General features: G+C 66.8%; 18 protein-coding genes. 11 read left to right on the top strand and 7 right to left on the bottom strand.

All coding sequences use genetic code 11. The annotated features are described in order from the left end of the window. Positions 1 to 72 precede the first annotated feature (72 nt). The 10 genes from AC1DS3_RS05570 to AC1DS3_RS05525 all read left to right on the top strand — a co-directional run bounded on the left by AC1DS3_RS05570 (position 73) and on the right by AC1DS3_RS05525 (position 11,777). Positions 73 to 1,185, top strand: coding sequence for a MurR/RpiR family transcriptional regulator (locus AC1DS3_RS05570; RefSeq protein WP_441630291.1), 1,113 nt, complete (start codon positions 73 to 75; stop codon positions 1,183 to 1,185). A 5-nt stretch (positions 1,186 to 1,190) separates the two neighbouring features. Continuing rightward, positions 1,191 to 2,144, top strand: a complete 954-nt coding sequence (locus AC1DS3_RS05565) for an isoaspartyl peptidase/L-asparaginase family protein (RefSeq protein WP_477126811.1) — start codon at positions 1,191 to 1,193, stop codon at positions 2,142 to 2,144. Between the two features lie 94 nt (positions 2,145 to 2,238). Beyond that, positions 2,239 to 4,128 carry a dipeptide ABC transporter ATP-binding protein gene (locus AC1DS3_RS05560; protein ID WP_477126810.1) on the top strand — a complete coding sequence of 630 codons (1,890 nt, stop codon included), beginning with the start codon at positions 2,239 to 2,241 and terminating at the stop codon, positions 4,126 to 4,128. Between the two features lie 23 nt (positions 4,129 to 4,151). After that, a complete protein-coding gene (gene gsiB / locus AC1DS3_RS05555) occupies positions 4,152 to 5,699 on the top strand; it encodes a glutathione ABC transporter substrate-binding protein GsiB (RefSeq protein ID WP_477126809.1) in 1,548 nt (515 codons plus the stop codon). Positions 5,700 to 5,853: 154 nt separating this feature from the next. Next, positions 5,854 to 6,774 carry a glutathione ABC transporter permease GsiC gene (gene gsiC / locus AC1DS3_RS05550; RefSeq protein ID WP_441630298.1) on the top strand — a complete coding sequence of 307 codons (921 nt, stop codon included), beginning with the start codon at positions 5,854 to 5,856 and terminating at the stop codon, positions 6,772 to 6,774. A gap of 11 nt (positions 6,775 to 6,785) precedes the next feature. After that, entirely contained in the window at positions 6,786 to 7,703 is a 918-nt protein-coding gene (gene gsiD / locus AC1DS3_RS05545; protein WP_183031225.1) for a glutathione ABC transporter permease GsiD, read from the top strand. A gap of 13 nt (positions 7,704 to 7,716) precedes the next feature. After that, the gene (locus AC1DS3_RS05540) at positions 7,717 to 8,784 is read left to right on the top strand and encodes a DmpA family aminopeptidase (RefSeq protein WP_441630300.1); all 1,068 of its coding nucleotides are present in this window, start codon (positions 7,717 to 7,719) and stop codon (positions 8,782 to 8,784) included. Positions 8,785 to 8,797: 13 nt separating this feature from the next. Continuing rightward, positions 8,798 to 9,610 carry a M55 family metallopeptidase gene (locus AC1DS3_RS05535; protein ID WP_477126808.1) on the top strand — a complete coding sequence of 271 codons (813 nt, stop codon included), beginning with the start codon at positions 8,798 to 8,800 and terminating at the stop codon, positions 9,608 to 9,610. A gap of 155 nt (positions 9,611 to 9,765) precedes the next feature. Then, on the top strand, positions 9,766 to 10,602 hold the full coding sequence (locus AC1DS3_RS05530; protein WP_441630304.1) for a hypothetical protein: 837 nt from the start codon (positions 9,766 to 9,768) through the stop codon (positions 10,600 to 10,602). A gap of 95 nt (positions 10,603 to 10,697) precedes the next feature. Beyond that, positions 10,698 to 11,777, top strand: a complete 1,080-nt coding sequence (locus AC1DS3_RS05525; protein ID WP_441630306.1) for a M14 family metallopeptidase — start codon at positions 10,698 to 10,700, stop codon at positions 11,775 to 11,777. 125 nt (positions 11,778 to 11,902) lie between these two features. Here AC1DS3_RS05525 and prmB read toward each other — a convergent pair whose 3' ends face one another. The 6 genes from prmB to dapC all read right to left on the bottom strand — a co-directional run bounded on the left by prmB (position 11,903) and on the right by dapC (position 17,176). Then, positions 11,903 to 12,796: a 50S ribosomal protein L3 N(5)-glutamine methyltransferase gene (gene prmB / locus AC1DS3_RS05520; protein WP_441630308.1), complete on the bottom strand. Its 894-nt coding sequence runs from the start codon at positions 12,794 to 12,796 to the stop codon at positions 11,903 to 11,905. A 25-nt stretch (positions 12,797 to 12,821) separates the two neighbouring features. Beyond that, positions 12,822 to 13,973: a succinyl-diaminopimelate desuccinylase gene (gene dapE, locus AC1DS3_RS05515; RefSeq protein ID WP_441630310.1), complete on the bottom strand. Its 1,152-nt coding sequence runs from the start codon at positions 13,971 to 13,973 to the stop codon at positions 12,822 to 12,824. Between the two features lie 97 nt (positions 13,974 to 14,070). Then, positions 14,071 to 14,418: an arsenate reductase gene (locus tag AC1DS3_RS05510; protein ID WP_441630448.1), complete on the bottom strand. Its 348-nt coding sequence runs from the start codon at positions 14,416 to 14,418 to the stop codon at positions 14,071 to 14,073. Positions 14,419 to 14,467: 49 nt separating this feature from the next. After that, complete coding sequence (locus AC1DS3_RS05505) at positions 14,468 to 14,830, bottom strand: hypothetical protein (RefSeq protein ID WP_441630312.1); 363 nt, start codon at positions 14,828 to 14,830, stop codon at positions 14,468 to 14,470. 217 nt (positions 14,831 to 15,047) lie between these two features. Next, positions 15,048 to 15,875, bottom strand: coding sequence for a 2,3,4,5-tetrahydropyridine-2,6-dicarboxylate N-succinyltransferase (dapD, locus tag AC1DS3_RS05500; RefSeq protein ID WP_043346976.1), 828 nt, complete (start codon positions 15,873 to 15,875; stop codon positions 15,048 to 15,050). Positions 15,876 to 15,958: 83 nt separating this feature from the next. Then, complete coding sequence (dapC, locus tag AC1DS3_RS05495) at positions 15,959 to 17,176, bottom strand: succinyldiaminopimelate transaminase (protein WP_441630450.1); 1,218 nt, start codon at positions 17,174 to 17,176, stop codon at positions 15,959 to 15,961. Between the two features lie 213 nt (positions 17,177 to 17,389). Here dapC and AC1DS3_RS05490 point away from each other — a divergent pair, with 213 nt between their 5' ends. After that, positions 17,390 to 18,370, top strand: a complete 981-nt coding sequence (locus AC1DS3_RS05490; protein WP_477126807.1) for a DMT family transporter — start codon at positions 17,390 to 17,392, stop codon at positions 18,368 to 18,370. Positions 18,371 to 18,383: 13 nt separating this feature from the next. Here AC1DS3_RS05490 and AC1DS3_RS05485 read toward each other — a convergent pair whose 3' ends face one another. Beyond that, positions 18,384 to 19,175 (bottom strand): ferritin-like domain-containing protein, encoded by a 792-nt coding sequence (locus AC1DS3_RS05485; protein WP_477126806.1) that lies wholly within the window; start codon positions 19,173 to 19,175, stop codon positions 18,384 to 18,386. Positions 19,176 to 19,280: the final 105 nt, after the last annotated feature.

Here is a 19,280-nt window from a genome sequence, read left to right as displayed (position 1 = left end):
CTTGGGCTGGTAAAACTCTATTTTCATGGCATGGGGTTTGCGTGTAAATTTATTTACATAGATCCGCGCCGGATGAAAACGCTGTTTCCCGCCGCGCGCATCCCCGACCAACCCAATGCACGCGCCATGACCAACGGTAACGGTACCCACGGCTCTGCCGGAAAAAACGGCAGCAACGGTGGCAACGGCGGCGCTTCGATCGCGGAGCGCATCGCCCGCGCCTTGCCCACGCTCACGCCAGCGCACCAGCGCATGGCGGAGTACGTGCTGGGCAACCCGTTCCGCGCCGCCACCATGCGCATCGACGAATTCGCCGATGCCGTGGCGGTGTCGGTGGCCACCGCAAACCGCTTCGCGCGTGCGCTGGGCTTCGAAGGCTTCCCGCAGTTCCGCGCCGAACTGGTGCGCGGTTTCGAGGCAACGCTTGCACCAGTTGAGAAATTGCGCACCGAACTGGCGCGTCCCGCCACGGTGGCCGAAGTGTTTGCCGCGTCGCTGGAGGAGGATGTGCGCAACCTCGAAGCCTCGCGGCGCGCGCTCGATGCCGAGACCTGCGAGCGCGCGGTCGAGGCCATCCTGGCGGCGGAGCGCATCTTCGTGGTGGGCTTCGGCGCCAGCGGCTTCCTGGCGGGGCTGCTGCAGCACGGGCTGGATATGTCCTGCCGCACCGTGATCTCGGTCTCGGGCGCGGGCGGTGCGTCTACCGCGGCGCGCCAGTTGTTCAAGCTGCAGCCGCGCGACCTGCTGATCGTGATCGGCTTCCCGCGCTATGTGTATGACACCGTGGCCATCGCCAAGCGTGCCCGCTCGCATGGCGCCCACATCCTGGCGCTGACCGACGGGCCCACTTCGCCGCTGGCGCCGCTGGCCGATATCGCGCTGTACGCCCACACCGGGCGCCAGCTTTCCGCCAATTCGGATGCGGCCGTGCTGGCCTTTATCGAGGCGCTGTGCGGCGCGGTGGCGTATCGCGCCGCGCATGCGGTCAAGGCCGCCGCCGAGATGACCGACTTCCTGCTGCCGTGGCTGCACGGCGCGCCCGCCGGACAAGGGCGGGATGGGCGCGAGCCGCGTGACCAACGCGACCAACGCGAACAACGCGAACAACGCCACGACGAAGCGGCCGAAGGCCGCGCCAAGGCAGCTACGGCACGCCGCAAAAAGACTTCCCCGAACGCATCGTGAACCTCATGAACACCCCAGTCATTGCTATCCACGGCGGCGCCGGCACCATCACCCGTGCCGCCATGAGCCCCGCCAAGGAAGCCGAATACACCGCCGCGCTGAGCGCCGTGCTTGAAGCCGGCCAGCGCGTGCTGGCCGATGGCGGCAGCGCGCTCGATGCCGTCACCGAGGCCGTGCGCCTGCTGGAGGATTGCCCGTTGTTCAATGCCGGCCGCGGCTCGGTGCTGACCCACGCCGGCACCTATGAGCTGGATGCCGCGATCATGGACGGCGCCACGCTGGGCGCCGGCGCGGTGGCCTGCGTCAAGCACCTGCGCAACCCGGTGCTGGCCGCGCGCGCGGTGATGGAGAAGAGCCAGCACGTGCTGTTCGCCGGTGAGGGCGCCGAGGCCTTCGCGCAAGCGCAGGGCCTGGAACTGGTGACACCGGATTATTACTTCACGCAGGCGCGCACCGATCAGTGGGAACGCGCCCGCGCCGCCAGCGGCACGACCCTGCTGGACCACGACGCCGCCACGCTGGCCGCGGAACCCATTGACCCGGACACCAAGTTCGGCACCGTTGGCGCGGTGGCGTTCGATGCGCAGGKGCGCCTGGCCGCCGCGACTTCCACCGGCGGCGTGACCAACAAGCAGGTGGGGCGGGTGGGCGATACGCCCATCGTCGGCGCCGGCTGCTTTGCTGACGATGTGGCGGCGGTGTCCGCTACCGGCACTGGCGAAATGTTCATCCGCACCGTGGCAGCGTACGACGTGGCGGCGCAGATGCGTTATGCAGGCGTGCCGCTGGAAGACGCCGCGCGCCGCGTGGTGATGGAAAAGCTGCCTGCCATCGAAGGGCGCGGCGGCCTCATCGCCGTGGACCGCGCAGGCAACGTCACGCTGCCGTTCAATACCGAAGGCATGTACCGCGGTTTCGCCCGGGTGGGCGAGCCGGTCAATGTGTGGATCTACGGCTGAGCGTGCGCGAGCATGGCAGCGGCATCCGCATGGCAAGCAAAGCATCAAGCAACGCATCAAGCAAAGCATCAACCTAGGCACTAAAGGGGGCCCAGTGGCTGCATCCTCTTCCCAGTCGACCATCGTCCTGCCAGCGCAACGCGTGGTAGCCGTCAACGATCTCACCGTGCGTTTCTCCACCTCGGAGCGCACGGTGGAAGCCGTGCGCAACCTGTCTTTCCACGTCGATCGTGGCGAAACGCTAGCCGTGGTGGGCGAGTCGGGCTCGGGCAAGTCGGTGACCTCGCTTGCGCTGATGCGCCTGGTGGAACACGGCGGCGGCAAGATCGCCACCGGCAGCATGGCGCTGCGGCGGCGCAATGGCCAGGTGCTCGATCTCGCCACCGCCGATGGCGCGGCCATGCGCCGCGTGCGCGGCAGCGACGTGGCGATGATTTTCCAGGAGCCGATGACCTCGCTCAACCCGGTATTCCCGGTGGGCGAGCAGATTGCCGAATCGATCCGCCTGCACCAGGGCAAGAGCCGCGCCGAGGCGCGCGCCGAAGCCCTGCGCATGCTGGAGATCGTGCGCATTCCCGAGGCGCGTCGCGTGCTGGACCGCTTCCCGCACCAGCTCTCCGGCGGCATGCGCCAGCGCGTGATGATCGCCATGGCGCTGTCGTGCAAGCCGGCGCTGCTGATCGCCGACGAGCCCACCACGGCGCTCGACGTCACCATCCAGGCCGAGATCCTGCAACTGATCCGCAACCTGCAGTCCGAGATGGACATGGCCGTGGTCTTCATCACCCACGACATGGGCGTGGTGGCCGAGGTGGCCGACCGCGTGCTGGTGATGTACCGCGGCGAGAAGGTCGAGGAGGGCACTTCCGAGCAAGTCTTCGGCAAGCCCGCGCATCCCTACACCCGCGCGCTGCTGTCCGCGGTGCCCAAGCTGGGTGCCATGCGCGGCACCGACTGGCCGGCCAAGTTCCCGCTGGTGCAGCTGGACCAGGGCGAGCCGGTGGCGCCGGTGCCGCAGGATACGGTGGCGGTGGACGCCTCGCCGATCCTGCGCGTGCGCGACCTGGTGACCCGCTTCGACGTGCCGGGCGGCCTGCTGGGCCGTGTGGCGCGCCGCGTGCATGCGGTGGAGCGCGTGAGCTTTGACCTCTACCCCGGCGAGACCCTGGCACTGGTGGGCGAGTCCGGCTGCGGCAAGTCCACCACCGGCCGCTCGCTGCTGCGCCTGGTCGACAGCCAGAGCGGCACCATCGAGTTCAACGGGCAGGACATCAGCCAGATGCGCGGCGGTGCCTTGCAGACCCTGCGCCGCAATATCCAGTTCATCTTCCAGGACCCCTTCGCCTCGCTCGACCCGCGCGTGCCGGTGGGCTACTCCATCATGGAGCCGCTGCTGGTGCACAAGGTGGCCAGCGGCAGGCAGGCCGAGCAGCGCGTGGCCTGGCTGCTGGAAAAAGTGGGCCTGTCGGCCACCCACGCCTCGCGCTACCCGCACGAGTTCTCGGGCGGCCAGCGCCAGCGCATCTGCATTGCGCGTGCGCTCGCCTTGAACCCGAAGGTGGTGGTCGCTGACGAATCGGTCTCCGCGCTCGACGTTTCCATCCAGGCGCAGATCGTCAACCTGATGCTCGACCTGCAGCGCGAGATGGGCATTGCCTTCCTCTTTATCTCGCACGACATGGCCGTGGTGGAGCGTGTCAGCCACCGCGTGGCGGTGATGTACCTGGGCCAGATCGTCGAGATCGGCCCGCGCCGCGCCATCTTTGAAAACCCGCAGCACCCGTACACCAGGAAGCTGATGTCGGCGGTGCCGATCGCCGATCCGGCGCGCCGCCACCTCAAGCGCGAGCCGCTCTCGGACGAAATGCCCAGCCCGATCCGCGCGCTCGGCGACGAGCCGGTGGTGCAGCCGCTCGTCGCAGTCGGCGGCAACGCCGCTTCCCATCATTTTGTAGCCCGGCACGCCAYCGGCGGCGCCTACTGAACTGACGAAACCAAGGAGAATCGATGATGACCCGTTTGGCCCCTTCCAAGTTGATCGCCGGTGGCCTGGCCCTGGCCGCGTTCGGCGCAGGTCCCGCCTTTGCCGCCAAGGATGCCGTGATGGCGGTGTACTCCACCTTCACCACGCTCGACCCGTACGACGCCAACGACACGCTGTCGCAAGCCGCCGCCAAGTCCTTCTACCAGGGCCTGTTCGGCTTCGACAAGGACATGAAGCTGATCAATGTGCTGGCCGAGAGCTATGAAGCCAGCAAGGATGGCCTCACGTACACCATCAAGCTGAAGAAGAACGTGAAGTTCCACGACGGCACCGCCTTCGATGYCGCCGCCGTCAAGGCCAACTTCGACCGCGTTACCAACCCGGCCAACAAGCTCAAGCGCTACACGCTGTTCAACCGCGTGGCCAAGACCGAAGTGGTCGACGCCAACACCGTCAAGGTCACGCTCAAGGAGCCGTTCTCGCCGTTCATCAACGTGCTGGCCCATCCGTCCGCGGTGATGATCTCGCCCGCCGCGCTGCAGAAGTACGGCAAGGACATTGCCTTCCATCCGGTCGGCACCGGCCCGTTCGAATTCGTCGAGTGGAAGCAGCCCGATCACCTGAAGGGCAAGAAATTTGCCGGTTTCTGGAAGACCGGCTATCCCAAGATCGACACCATCACCTGGAAGCCTGTGGTGGACAACAATACCCGCGCCGCCATCATGCAGACCGGCGAAGCGGACTTTGCCTTCAGCATTCCGTTCGAACAGGCAGCGGTGCTCAAGGGCAGCGCCAAGGTGGACCTGATCGCCTCGCCCTCGATCATCCAGCGCTACCTGAGCATGAACACCATGGTCAAGCCGTTCAACGACCCCAAGGTGCGCCAGGCCATCAACTACGCCATCAACAAGGACGCGCTGGCCAAGGTAGCCTTTGCCGGTTACGCCACGCCGATGGACGGTGTGGTGCCCGCGGGTGTGGACTATGCCGAGAAGCTGGGCCCGTGGCCGTATGACCCGGCCAAGGCACGCGCGCTGCTCAAGGAAGCCGGCTACCCGAATGGCTTCGAGACCACGCTGTGGTCCGCGTACAACCACACCACCGCGCAGAAGGTGATCCAGTTCGTGCAGCAGCAGCTGCAGCAAGTCGGCATCAAGGCGAGCGTGCAAGCGCTCGAGGCCGGCCAGCGTGTCGAGAAGGTCGAGAGCGTGCAGAAGCCGGAAGACGCCGGCGTGCGCATGTACTACGTGGGCTGGTCGTCGTCGACCGGCGAGTCCGACTGGGCGCTGCGTCCGCTGCTGGCCTCCGAATCGATGCCGCCCAAGCTGCTGAACACCGCGTACTACAAGAACGACCAGGTCGACGCCGACATCGCCGGCGCCCTGCGTACCACCGACCGTGGCGAGAAGGCCCGTCTGTACAAGGACGCGCAGGAACACATCTGGAAGGATGCGCCCTGGGCGTTCCTGGTGACCGAAAAGGTGCTGTATGCGCGCAGCAAGCGCCTGACGGGCGCCTACGTGACGCCGGACGGCTCGTTCAGCTTCGACGACATCGACATCAAGCAGTAAGCGATCTGGCTTGGCGCGTGGCGCATCCCATCAGCGCGGTGCCACGCGCTCAGCCATCGCTTAGCGGTACAGCGCAGCAAGCCGCGCAAGGCCGCCTGCCCACAGTCGCGGGGGCAGGGCGGGCGGCCCGCGGTCTTTAATCATCCGGTGCATCATGCTGAATTACTTTCTCAAACGATTCCTGGGCGTGATCCCCACATTGCTGATCGTGGCAGTGCTGGTGTTCCTGTTCGTCCACCTGTTGCCCGGCGATCCCGCCCGGCTCGCGGCCGGCCCCGAGGCCGACCAGGCCACGGTGGAACTGGTGCGCCGCGATCTCGGCCTGGACAAGCCGCTGCCCGAGCAGTTCGTGCAATTCTTCTCGAACGCCGTGCGCTGGGAGTTTGGCCATTCGCTGCGCACCAAGCGTCCGGTCAGCGAGGAAATCGGCGACCGCTTCATGCCGACCCTGTACCTGACGCTGGCCTCGATGGTGTGGGCGGTGATCTTCGGCATGGTGATCGGGATCAGCTCGGCCGTCTGGCGCAACCGCTGGCCCGACCGCTTCGGCATGACGCTCGCCGTGTCCGGCATCTCGTTTCCCGCCTTCGCGCTGGGCATGCTGCTGATGGAGGTGTTCTCGGTGCAGCTGGGCTGGCTGCCGTCGATCGGCGCCGATACCTGGAAGCACTACATCCTGCCGTCGATCACGCTGGGCGCCGCGGTGGCCGCCGTGATGGCGCGTTTTACCCGTGCCTCCTTTGTCGAGGTGCTGAATGAAGATTTCGTGCGCACCGCGCGCGCCAAGGGCGTGGGCGAGTTCCTGGTGGTGGCCAAGCACTGCCTGCGCAACGCCATGATTCCCGTGGTGACCATGATGGGCCTGCAGTTCGGCTTCCTGCTGGGCGGCTCGATCGTGGTGGAAAAGGTGTTCAACTGGCCTGGCCTCGGACGCCTGCTGGTGGACGCGGTCGAGATGCGCGACTACCCGGTCATCCAGGCCGAAGTGCTGCTGTTCTCGCTCGAGTTCATCCTGATCAACCTGGTGGTCGACGTGCTGTACACCGTCATCAACCCCGCCATTCGTTACAAGTAAGTGAGGCCGGCATGACCCAGCTATCCACGCCCGCCAACGGCGAACCCGCCGTCCCGGCCGCCGCCGCCACGCAAGAAGCCGTGCGCACGCCCTGGACCGAGTTCTGGCGCAAGTTCCGCAAGCAGCACCTGGCGCTCGGCGCCGGCGTGTTCGTGCTGCTGCTGGTGGCGGTGGCGGTCCTCGCCCCGCACCTGGTGCCTTACGATCCGGAGAATTTCTTTGACTACGACGCGCTCAATGCCGGGCCCTCCGCCGCGCACTGGTTCGGCGTCGATTCGCTCGGGCGYGACATCTTCAGCCGCATCCTGGCCGGTGCCCGCATCTCGCTGGCGGCGGGCTTCTTCTCGGTGATCATCGGCGCCATCGTGGGCACCGTGCTCGGCCTGCTGGCCGGCTACTACGAAGGCTGGTGGGACCGCATCGTGATGCGCATCTCGGATGTGCTGTTCGCCTTCCCCGGCATCCTGCTGGCGATCGGCATCGTGGCCATCCTCGGCAATGGCATGACCAACGTGATCTTCGCGGTGGCTGTGTTCAGCATCCCGGCGTTCGCCCGCCTGGTGCGCGGCAATACGCTGATGCTCAAGCGCCTGACGTATGTGGAAGCCGCGCGCAGCATTGGCGCGTCGGACTTCACCATCCTGATGCGCCACATCCTGCCGGGCACCATCTCGTCCATCGTGGTGTATTTCTCGATGCGCATCGGCACCTCGATCATCACCGCCGCCAGCCTGTCCTTCCTGGGCCTGGGCGCGCAGCCGCCCACGCCGGAGTGGGGCGCGATGCTCAACGAAGCCCGCGCCGACATGGTGACCGCGCCGCACGTGGCGATTTTCCCCAGCCTGGCCATCTTCCTGACCGTGCTGGCGTTCAACCTGCTGGGCGACGGCCTGCGCGACGCGCTGGACCCGAAGATCGACCGGCGCTAAGGAGCGCACGCGGATGTCCGGATCCATGCCGCATATCGGCGCGTTGCCAGCCGGCGCGCGCAACAGCATCACCGACGTGCCGGGAGTGGCGGTTGGCCAATGCACGCTGGCCGATGGCGCCTGCCAGACCGGTGTGACGGTGGTGCTGCCGCACGGCGGCAACCTGTTCACCGACAAGGTGCCGGCCGCCGCGACCGTGCTCAATGGCTTCGGCAAGAGCGTGGGCCTGGTGCAGGTGGAAGAGCTCGGCGTGCTGGAGACACCCATCGCGCTGAGCAACACCTTTGCCGTGGGCGCGCTGTCGCAGGCGCAGATCCGGCAGGCCATTGCGGCCAATCCGGAAATTGGCCGCGCCTGGCCAACGGTCAACCCGCTGGTGTTCGAGTGCAATGACGGCTACCTGAACGACATACAGGCGATGGCCGTGCAGGAGGTGCATTATGCGCAAGCCTGCGCCGCGGCCAGCGTGGATTTCGCGCAGGGCGCGGTCGGGGCAGGGCGCGGCATGTCGTCGTTCGGGCTGAAAGGCGGCATCGGCTCGGCCTCCCGCCAGGCGGGCGGATACCATGTGGGCGTGCTGGTGCAGGCGAATTTCGGCACCTTGCCCAGCTTCACCGTGGCCGGCGCGCGCCTTGGCGGCGTGCTGGCTGAACGGCTCCAGGCGCATACGCGAGCGCCGGCGGAGTCAGGGCCGGAGAAGGGCTCGATCATCATGATCCTCGCCACCGATGCGCCGCTCGACGCCCGCCAGCTGCGCCGCCTGTCGCTACGCGCGGGGGCGGGCCTGGCGCGTACCGGCTCGGTATTCGGCCACGGCTCGGGCGACATCGCGCTCGCTTTTTCCACCGCCTACACCGTGCCGCAGCAAGCCGGCGCGCCCATGCCGGCACTGGCCATGCTGCATGAAACCCGGCTCGATGCGCTGTTTCATGCTGCCGCCGACAGCGTTGAGCAGGCCATCCTGCATGCGCTGTGGCAGGCCGAAACCGTGCATGGCCGCGATGGGCACCAGCGTGTCGCGCTGCGCGAACTGATGCCCGAGCTGCCGCAATGGCTGCTGCGCGCGGCACCGACGAACTGAATCTCCACAAGCCATGAAGATCCTGATTTCCACCGACATCGAAGGCGTTGCCGGCGTTTTTCATCCCGAGCAGACCCGCGCCGGYAACGGCGAGTACGAACGCGCCCGCGCCTGGRTGACGGCCGAAGCCAATGCCGCCGTGCAGGGCGCCTTCGCGGGCGGCGCAGCCGAAGTGCTGGTCAACGATTCCCACGGCGGCTTTCGCAACCTGCTGCCCGACCAGCTCGACCCGCGCGCGTGCCTGGTGCTGGGCAAGCCGCGCTACCTTGGCATGATGGCCGGGGTGCACGGCTGCGACGGCGTCTTCATGATCGGCTACCACGGCCGCGCGCAAAGCCGCGGTATCCTCGCGCACACCATCAACAGCAGCGCGTTCGCCCGCATCTGGCTCAACGATCAGGAGTTGGGCGAGGCCGGGATCTACGGCGCCCTGGCGGGCGAATTCGGCGTGCCGGTGCTGATGGCCAGCGGCGACGATGTCTTCGTGGACGAGACCCGGCCGCTGATGCCCTGGGTACGCTATGTGCAGACCAAGCAAGCCGGCGGGCAAGGCAGCGGTACCACGCTGTCGCTTGCCGCAGCGCGCGATGCCATCGCCGCGCAAGCCGAGCAAGCCGTACGCGAGCAGGGCGGGCAGCCCCTGAAGATCAGCGGCCCGATCCGCTGCCGCTTGCAAACCCAAGGCCCGGCCTATGCCGACCTGTTCTGCCAGTGGCCCGCGCTGGAGCGCGTGGACGGCGTGACGCTGGTATTCGACGCCGCTTCGGTGCAGGCGGCCGTGCGCATGCTGAACTGCCTGTCGGCGATGTCGTTCATGCTGAAGTAGGGCGCGGCCTGGCCTGTTGTGGTTGTTGAGGCGTTCGTGCCCGCTTGTGCCGCTGCTGGCMGCATGGTGGACAATGGCGGGTGGCAGGCGCCGGTGGCGCCCCGCAAGCCATCAGCCACTTTGCAGCACTCATCACGGCAGGTACAAGCAGATTCATGATCGCAGTCAACGACGGGAGCTGGACTCCCGTACGCAAGGATTTTGTCGAGCCCGGCACGCGCTGCCGGCAGCAGGCCGGCCGTGGGCGGCACCACGGCTTCGGCAACGGCCAGGCCTTCATCCTGCGCGACGGGCAAGGCCACGAGTACCCCTTTGGCGAGGCCTGCGCGCGGGCCGTGCTTGCTGAGCCGGACCTGTTGTACCTGGTGCCCGACTACACCGAGCGGGACGCCGGCCAGCCCGTGCCCGAAGCGACCGCGCCGGACAACGACGAGTTCGAGGCCACCGGCCCGGCCACCCCGCGTGCCCGCGGCGCGGCGGGCGGCGGCCGCCAAAGCAAGGTCAGCGACGCCGCGCTGCGGCGCACGGCCGCCATCCGTTACCTCGTGCTGCGCATGGAAAAGGTGGCCAGCGTGCCGCGCGTGCAACCCACCGTGCGATTTCCTGCCCTCGAAGCGGTGTATCAGTCCTACCTTGAAACCGGCGAGCTGCCGGATGCCCAGGTCAAGCGCATTCTCGCCATCGAGCGTAGCGCAACCACGCCGCCCAAGCTCAAGACCATCAACTTGCTCGATGTCTACACCGCGCACGTCAAGCTGGAGCGCGTGATCCAGGAATCCAACCGCGTCGAACAGCGCCGGTTCCTGCGCAGCATCCATGACTGGCTGGCGCGCCACTTGGTGCTGTCCGCCGCCCAGATCGCCGCGGCAGGCATCCAGATGCATCCGCATGCGTTCCGCTCCCTGCTGCTGCGTGAGGCGGTGCCGGCGGACGCCACCAAGGGCGAGAAGGGCGAGAAGGGCGAGAAGGGTGCCAAGGGCGGCAAAGGCTAGCTGCCTGGCTTCGGGCGGCTTCGGATGGCAATGCCGGCCAAGTTGGCGTTTAATAGCGGCACCCCCACTCCTCGCCAAGCGCGAAATCTGCTGTCATGTCCTTGCATACCAGCTTTTCCCGCAGCTATGCCGAAGCCCGGCAGAAATTCCGTGACGCGGCCCAGGCAGCCGGCGGCACCCTGACCGATTTTCCCCATCCCACCAAGCGCGGCTGCGCCGACGAGGAACTCGCCATGGATGTCGCCTGGGTGGGCAGCGCCGAGGCCAGGCGCATGCTCATGGTGACCTCAGGCATGCACGGGGTGGAAGGCTTCTGCGGCTCCGGGGCGCAGGTCGCCCTGCTGGCCGACGCGGAACTGCTGCAGGCGTGTGCCGGCGCCGGCGTGGCGCTGCTGCTGGTGCACGCGGTCAATCCCTACGGCTTCTCGCATATGCGGCGGGTCAACGAGGACAACATCGACCTCAACCGCAATTTCATGGATTTCACCCGGCCGCTGCCCGACAACGCGCCGTATGCCGAGGTGGCGCCCATGCTCCTGCCCGAGCACTGGCCGCCCTCCGAGGCCGACCAGGCCGCGCTGATGAAGACGGTGGCCGAGAAAGGCCTGCCCTGGTACCAGGCGGCGGTGAGCGCCGGCCAGTACCAGGCGCCAGACGGGCTGTTCTTCGGCGGCAACAAGGCGACCTGGAGCAATTACACGCTGCGCCGCATCCTGGCGCGCTTCGGCGCCGGGCGCGAGGCCGTGCGCTGGATCGACGTGCACACCGGCCTGGGGCCGTGGGGCTATGGCGAGCCGATTTACATGGGGCCGGACAACGCGGAGCAGATCGACAAGGTGCGTGCCATCTGGGGCAATACCGTGACCTCGATCTATGACGGCTCATCGGCTTCGGCCAATCTGAACGGCATGGCATGGCTGGCTGTGCCGGAGACGTTGCCCACGCTGGGTTACAACGGGATCGCGCTGGAGTTCGGGACGTTGCCGGTGACCGAGGTGCTTGAGGCGCTGCGGGGAGATCACTGGCTGCATTTGCATCCCGAGGCGGATGAAGGCCAGCGCAATTTGATCCGGCAGGCGATGTGGCATGCGTTCTATGGCGATGCCGATGACTGGCGGGAGGGGGTGGTGGAGCAGGTGAGGGAGGCGGTGGTCAAGGGGGTGGTGGGGTGGTAGCTTAGTCCGGGCTTGGCGGCCCGTTGAAAAAAGCCCTTCTTCGGCTCAGCGAAGAAGGGCTTTTCCCAATGCAAGGCGTAACACCGTCACGCTTCGGCGCTGAAGCGCCGGTTACCTTCAATCCCTCAATCCGGCAGCGCCTCATAAGTCAGCAGGAACACCTGTTCCTCGCCAGCGCTGACCGGCAGCCAGACGATCTCCAGTTCGGGGAACGCAGCTTCCACATTGGCGTGCTCGTTGCCGATCTCCACCACCAGCGCGCCGCCCGGGTTCAGGTGCGCTTTGGCGCCGGCGATGATGCGGCGGACCACGTTCATGCCGTCGTCGCCGCCAGCCAGTGCGATGCGCGGCTCGGCCTGGTATTCGGCCGGCAGCGCTTGCATGGAGGTTTCGTTGACGTAGGGCGGGTTGGTGAGGATMACATCGTACTTGGCGCCCGCGGGCAGCGGTGCGTACAGGTCGCCCTCGTACAGGCTGATGCGGTCTTCCATCTTGTAGTCCGCCACATTGCGGCGGGCTACGGCCAGCGCATCCGGCGAGATGTCGACCGCATCGATGCGGGCCTTCGGCCAGACATGCGCGGCGATGATGGGCAGGCAGCCCGAGCCGGTGCACAGCTCCAGCACCGGGCCGATTTCGGCGCTGTCGCCTACCCACGGTTCCAGCCCTTCATGCAGCAGTTCGCCAACGAAGCTGCGCGGCACGATCACGCGCGAGTCCACGTAAAAGCGCAGGCCATGCATGAAGGCCTCGTTGGTGATATAGGCCGCGGGCACGCGCTCGGTCACGCGGCGTTCGATGACCTGCAGCACGGCGTCGACTTCTTCGGGCAGCAGGCGCGCGTCGAGGAACGGGTCGAGCGTGTCCAGCGGCAGGTGCAGCGTGTGCAGCGTCAGGTACGCGGCTTCGTCGTAGGCATTGGCGCTGCCGTGGCCAAAGGACAGCTTGGCCTGGGTGAAGCGCGATACCGCGAAGCGCAGCAGGTCGCGCACGGTGAGCAGGGGGGAGGAGGTTGCCATAACGTCTTTTTCTGGTCCGCGGCGATCAGGCGATCAGGCGTTCCAGCACGCCACGGTAAATGTTCTTGAGGGGTTCGATAAATCGCACTTCCACGTGCTCGTCGATCTTGTGGATGCTTGCATTGGGCGGCCCGAACTCGATCACCTGCGGGCAGATCCTGGCAATAAAGCGGCCATCCGAGGTGCCGCCGGTGGTGGACAGCTCGGTCTTGACGCCCGTTTCCGCCGCGATGGCGCCAGCCAGCGCTTCGGAGAGATCGCCGCGCGCGGTCAGGAAGGGCTCGCCGCCCAGGGTCCAGTCCAGGTCGTAGTCGAGCTGGTGGCGATCCAGGATGGCATGCACGCGTGCCTTCAGGCCGTCGGGCGTGCTGGCGGTGGAGAAGCGGAAATTGAAATCGACGGTGACATGGCCGGGGATCACGTTGGTGGCGCCGGCGCCGCCGTGGATATTCGACATCTGCCAGCTGGTGGCGGGGAAGTACTCGTTGCCTTCGTCCCAGCGCTCGTTCACCAGGTCGGTCAGTGCGGGCGCGGCCAGGTGGATGGGGTTCTTGGCCAGATGCGGGTAGGCGATATGGCCTTGCACGCCCTTGACGGTGAGCTTGCCGGAGAGCGAGCCGCGACGGCCGTTCTTGACCATGTCGCCGAGCGTGTCGACGGAGGTGGGCTCGCCCACCACGCAGTAGTCGAGCCGTTCGCCGCGCGCCTTGAGCGCTTCGACCACTTTCACGGTCCCGTCATGCGCCGGGCCTTCTTCGTCGCTGGTGATCAGGAAGGCGATCGATCCCGCGTGGTCCGGGTGGGCCTGCACGAATTCTTCGACCGCCACCACGAAGCCGGCGATCGAGGTCTTCATGTCGGCGGCGCCGCGGCCGTACAGCTTGCCGTCGCGGTGGCTGGGCAGGAAGGGGTCGGAGCCCCATTGCTCCAGCGGGCCGGTGGGCACCACGTCGGTGTGGCCGGCAAAGGCCAGCAGCTTGCCGTCCTGGCCGCGCGTGCCGCGCTTGACGGCCCACAGATTGGTCACGCGGAAGTCGTCCGGGCCGCTGACGATGGCTTCGCAGGCGAAGCCCAGCGCCTTCAGGCGGGTTTCCAGCACGGCCTGGCAGCCTTCATCGGCGGGCGTGACGGAGCGGCGGCGGATCAGGTCTTCGGTGAGGGCGAGGGTGGGGTTCATGGTGGCAGCGAGGAGGCATGTGGCGCCGGAATCCGGCGGGTGCATGGTTCGAGTCTTGCGTCCTGGCAGCGCGCATGTCCTGGCGCTGCCATCGGGCTTAAAAAAGGCTGGCGTAATTATCCGGTGAAAACCCCACGCTGACGCTGCCCTTGTGGGCCAGCACCGGCCGCTTGATCAGCGACGGGCTTTGCTGCATCAGCGCAATCGCGCCGGCTTCCTGTTCTGCAAGCGCCTTGTCCGCGTCGGACAGCGCGCGCCAGGTGGTGCCTTTGCGGTTGAGCAGGGTGGCGAGCGGCACATGCGCGAGCCAGCCGCGCAGCATGGCTTCGTCCACGCCTTGCTTCTTGAAGTCGTGGAAGGTGTATTCCACGCCGTTGGATTCAAGCCAGGTGCGGGCTTTCTTGACGGTATCGCAGTTGGGAATGCCGTAGAGCAGGACAGTCATGGCGATGAGGGAGACGATGAGCGGAGAAACGCGGGGCAGGCCGGTCTGGCTAGCGCAGCAGAAGGTTAAGGGCGACCACCAGGCCGGCAAGTCCAAGCGCAAAGCCGGCCATGGCCACGCCGGTCATCAGGCGCAGGCGACGATCCAGCCGCGCGGCTTCGCGGCGCAGGGCCTCGATGGTGATGGCGTGTTGCTCGGCCAGCAGCTTGACGGCCTCGGCCTGCTGCATGGCGGCGTTTTCCAGCTCTGCAATGCGCGCGGCAGGGTCGCGCGTGTCCGGACCTGGCATGCCGTCGGCGCCGCCATCGCGGCGCTTGCCCTTCTTGATCTTCTCGATGGTCTTGTTGGCCTGTTCGAGGATCGTGGGCAGCAGCGAGAGAACGGTGGTGACAGTGGTCGGGTCCAGGGCCATGATTCGCTTGCGAAGGGCGGGCCAGCGGCGGCCGGCGGCGGTATCCATTGAGCGGGAACCGTTGGAGAGCGGGAAACAGGAATCGGGAAAAGGAAACGGGAAACGAGAAACGGGGCGAGGGGAGCGTCAGCGTTCTGATCCGGCATTCCGATTCAGACCGGCCGCGCACGCGCGCGGTTCCGGGCCAGGGGCGCTCCCCTCGATGCAGCGGGCGAGATCAGTCGCCGCGCAGCAGGTCGTTCAGGCTGGTCTTGGCGCGGGTCTGCGCGTCCACCTTCTTGACGATCACGGCGCAGTACAGGCTGTACTTGCCATCCTTGGAGGGCAGGTTGCCCGCCACCACCACCGAGCCAGCCGGCACGCGGCCGTAGTGGATCTCGCCGGTTTCGCGGTCATAGATCTTGGTCGACTGGCCGAGGTACACGCCCATCGAGATCACCGAGTTTTCTTCCACGATCACGCCTTCGACCACTTCCGAGCGCGCGCCGATGAAGCAGTTGTCTTCGATGATGACCGGGTTGGCCTGCAGCGGCTCGAGCACGCCGCCGATGCCGACGCCGCCGGACAGGTGGACGTTCTTGCCGATCTGGGCGCACGAGCCGACGGTGGCCCAGGTGTCGACCATGGTGCCTTCATCGACGTAGGCGCCGATGTTGACGTACGAGGGCATCAGCACGGCGTTCTTGGCGATGAACGAGCCACGGCGGGCGACCGCCGGGGGCACCACGCGGAAGCCGCCCTTGGCGAAGTCGTCGGCGGTCCAGTTGGCGAACTTGGTCGGCACCTTGTCGTAGAACTGGGCGAAGCCGCCAGCGGACATCGGCGCGTTGTCTTCCAGGCGGAACGACAGCAGCACGGCCTTCTTGATCCACTGGTTGACGATCCATTCCTTGCCTTGCTTCTCGGCCACGCGCAGGGCGCCGGTGTCGAGCTGGCCGATCACGTTGGCCACGGCTTCGCGGATGTCGTTGGGGGCGGACTTGGGCGAGAGGCTTGCGCGGTCTTCCCATGCCTGGTCGATCAGGGCTTGCAGTGCTTGCGTCATATGCGTGTTTTCAGTGGTTGATCGTTGTCTACAACAAAATACGGTGTGTGCGGTGCGGTGCACTTTGCCCGCACACGCTGGTTTCAGCCCAGCGACTTGCAGAAGGCGACGATGCGGCGCGCGCCTTCCAGGCATTCCTCGGGCGTGGCCACCAGCGCCATGCGCACGCGGTTGGCGCCCGGGTTGATGCCGTCGGCCTCGCGTGCCAGGTAGCTGCCCGGCAGCACGGTGACGTTCTGCTCGGCCAGCAGGCGCGCGGCAAACTCAGTGTCGGACAGGCCGGTGCGCGAGACATCCGCCCACAGGTAGAAACCGGCATCGGGCAAGGCCACGTCCAGCACCTCGGCCAGCATCGGCGTGACCTGGGCAAACTTGCGCACGTAGGCGGCGCGATTGTCGCGCACATGGGCCTCGTCGTTCCAGGCCGCCACGCTGGCGGTCTGCACCGCCGGGTTCATGGCGCCGCCGTGATAGGTACGGTATAGCAGGAATTTCTTCAGCAGGGCGGCATCGCCGGCCACGAAGCCCGAGCGCAGGCCCGGTACGTTGGAGCGCTTGGACAGGCTGGAGAACATCACCAGGCGCTCGAAGGGATGTGCGCCTTCGGCGCGGCCCAGCTTGTGCGCCGCTTCCAGCGCGCCCAGCGGCGGTTCGCCTTCCTTGAAGTAGATCTCGGAGTAGCACTCGTCCGAGGCGATCACGAAGCCATGGCGGTCGGACAGCGCGAACAGCTCGCGCCAGTCTTCCAGCGACAGCACGGCGCCGGTCGGGTTGCCCGGAGAGCACACAAAGACCAGTTGCACCTTGGCCCAGGTCTCGTCGCGGATGCGGTCGAAAGCGGGCGCGAAGTTGCGCGCCGGATCGCTGTTTGCAAATACCGGCGTGGCACCGGCCAGCAAGGCCGCGCCTTCATAGATCTGATAGAACGGGTTGGGGCACAGCACCAGCGCGCCGGGCTGGCTGGCGTCGACCACGGTCTGGGCGAAAGCGAACAACGCCTCACGCGAGCCGGTGACCGGCAGCACCTGGGTGGCGGCATTGACCGCCGGCAGGCTGTAGCGGCGCTGGATCCACGCGGCCATGCACTGTCGTAGTGCATCGGATCCGGCCGTTGTGGGATAATTCGCCAGCCCTTGCAGCGCGTTCGACAGCGCCGTCTTGATGAATTCGGGCGTGGGGTGCTTGGGTTCGCCGATGCCGAAGCTGATCGCGGGCAGCGCGCCGTTTGGTTTGACGTCAGCCAGCAGCACGCGCAGTTTCTCGAACGGATAGGGCTGGAGCAGGTCGAGGCGGGGATTCACGATCGGGTTCAGGCCGGTAGGGCCAAGCTCAAAGCCGGTCATTATAAAGGATTGCMGGGCATTCCCGCGTGCCGGCAAGGCCTTGGCGGCGCGCCGCGCCGGCTTGTCCCTGGCTATCCCCAGCCGTCCGCGACCGGCCCCGGTCGCGCCGCGGTGATTTTCCGATACCGAATACTGAACGGTTGCCCAAGCGGCAGCCCTAACCGTTTTCCCATGAGTAATCTGCCCGTCACTTCCACCGATTCGGCCCCGGCCGACCCGCATGCCTTCAAATCCACCTTGTCCATCCTGCTGGGTGCCTCGGTCTGGGGCATCGCCTGGTTCCCCTACCGGGTCCTCGCCGGCTGGGGCCTGGGCGGCATGACGGCAGCCGCGCTGGTGAGCGCCATGGCAGCGCTGATCGCCCTKGTGGCCTTCGCCCGCCACCTGGGCGGCCTGCGCTGGTCGTGGCTGTTCGTGGCGATCGGGCTGGCGGCGGGCGTGACCAACGCCGGCTTTGTATGGGGCAGCGTCAACGGCCATGTGATGCGGGTGTTGCTGCTGTTTTACCTGACGCCGGTATGGACGGCCTTGTTTGCCCGCGTCTTCCTGGGCGAGAAGCTGTCTGCCTCCGGCTTGCTGCTGGTGGTGCTGGCGCTGTTTGGCGCAGGGTTGATGCTATGGACGCCGGAAGTGGGCCTGCCGCTGCCCACACGCGCGGCGGAATGGTCCGGCCTGATCGGCGGCATGGGGTTTGCCGTCAACAACGTGCTGTCGCGCCGGGCCGGGCAGCTTTACCCGCAGATGGATGCGCGCCTGCGCACCGTGATGGTCTACGTGGGTTGCACCGCGGTCGGCMTGCCGTGCGCGCTGTTGCTGGAGCCGGGCGGCGTGGCGCTGTCGCCGGTCATCGGCTGGGCCGGCGCGGCGCTGATGCTGGGTCTTGCCGCCACGCTGGTGCTGAGCAATTCGGTGGTCCAGTACGGACTGCAGCGCCTGCCGGCCAACCGGGTATCGCTGCTGATGCTGTTCGAGATCGTGATCGCGGCGGTGTCGTCGTGGTGGCTGGCGACCGAGACGCTGAGCTGGAAGGAGGCCGCCGGCGGCCTGTGCATCGTGGCGGCTGGCGCCTTGTCGGGGCTGGTGCACCGCACCAAGGCGCGCCGCGGCGACGATGCCGCCGGTGCGGCGGACCAGGCGCTACAGCCGCAATAGCTGGCGCCGCGCCTCAGTAAAGCATCGCCCGCGACACCACCGCCACCAGCGGCTTGCGGATGGCGCGTTCCACGCCGGCATGCAGGTGCAGCGGGCGGAGCAGCATCTTGACCGTCATCTCGATCGGCAGGTTGCGCCGGATCACGGCGCTCACCCGGGAGTTGAGCCTGCGCACGTCCCGCTGCGGAATCTCCTCGGTGCCGCGCTCGATGCGCAGCACGTTGCGCAGCGCGATCTCCGCGTCTTCGTTCTTGATTTCCAGCAAGCGGCGCACCAAGGCCCCCAGTACGCGCAGGCGGCCGAGCCGTTCCACGCCGTTGAAGGTGTTGAAGTAGCGGTAGAAGTGCTTGTAGTGGCGCACCTCGTCGTCAGCGATGCGCCGCGTCAGGTTGCGCAGCACCGGCTCGTCGCTGGCTTGCTCCAGAGAGCGGTAGAGGGCCGCGGTGCCAGTCTCGACTACGCAGCGCGCGGCCATCTCAAGGGCTTTCGTGGGCTCGAAATTGTCGATCGAGCAGGTATGGCGGTATTCGTCGAAGAACCGCGCATAGCCACGCTCCCAGTCGAATTCGGGCCAGACATGCTCCACGTAGCGCCGCAGGGCCATGCCGTGCTGCAGCTCCTCCGCCTCCCAGTGTTCGGACAGCCAGCTGGAGGCCTCGGGATTGGTGGCGTAGTAGTTGGCCAGGTTGCCGGCGTACGTGTCCGAGCCGCTTTCGACAAAGGACGCCGACACCAGCAGGTRGAACAACTCTCGATCGGGCCGGACAAGGGCGGTGTCGATGGCCTGGAAATCGATGTCGCTCAAGGACCATGGTGGCGTTTTAGCCACATTCCCGGCATCTTGGCCGGGTAAGCTGCTGTCTGATATCGCCGGTGAGAAGGCGGTCATGCTGGACACTCCCAGAAGGGT

It is taken from the genome of Cupriavidus sp. 01L46 (genome assembly GCF_056399905.1).
This window is presented reverse-complemented; position numbering and strand designations above follow the sequence as displayed.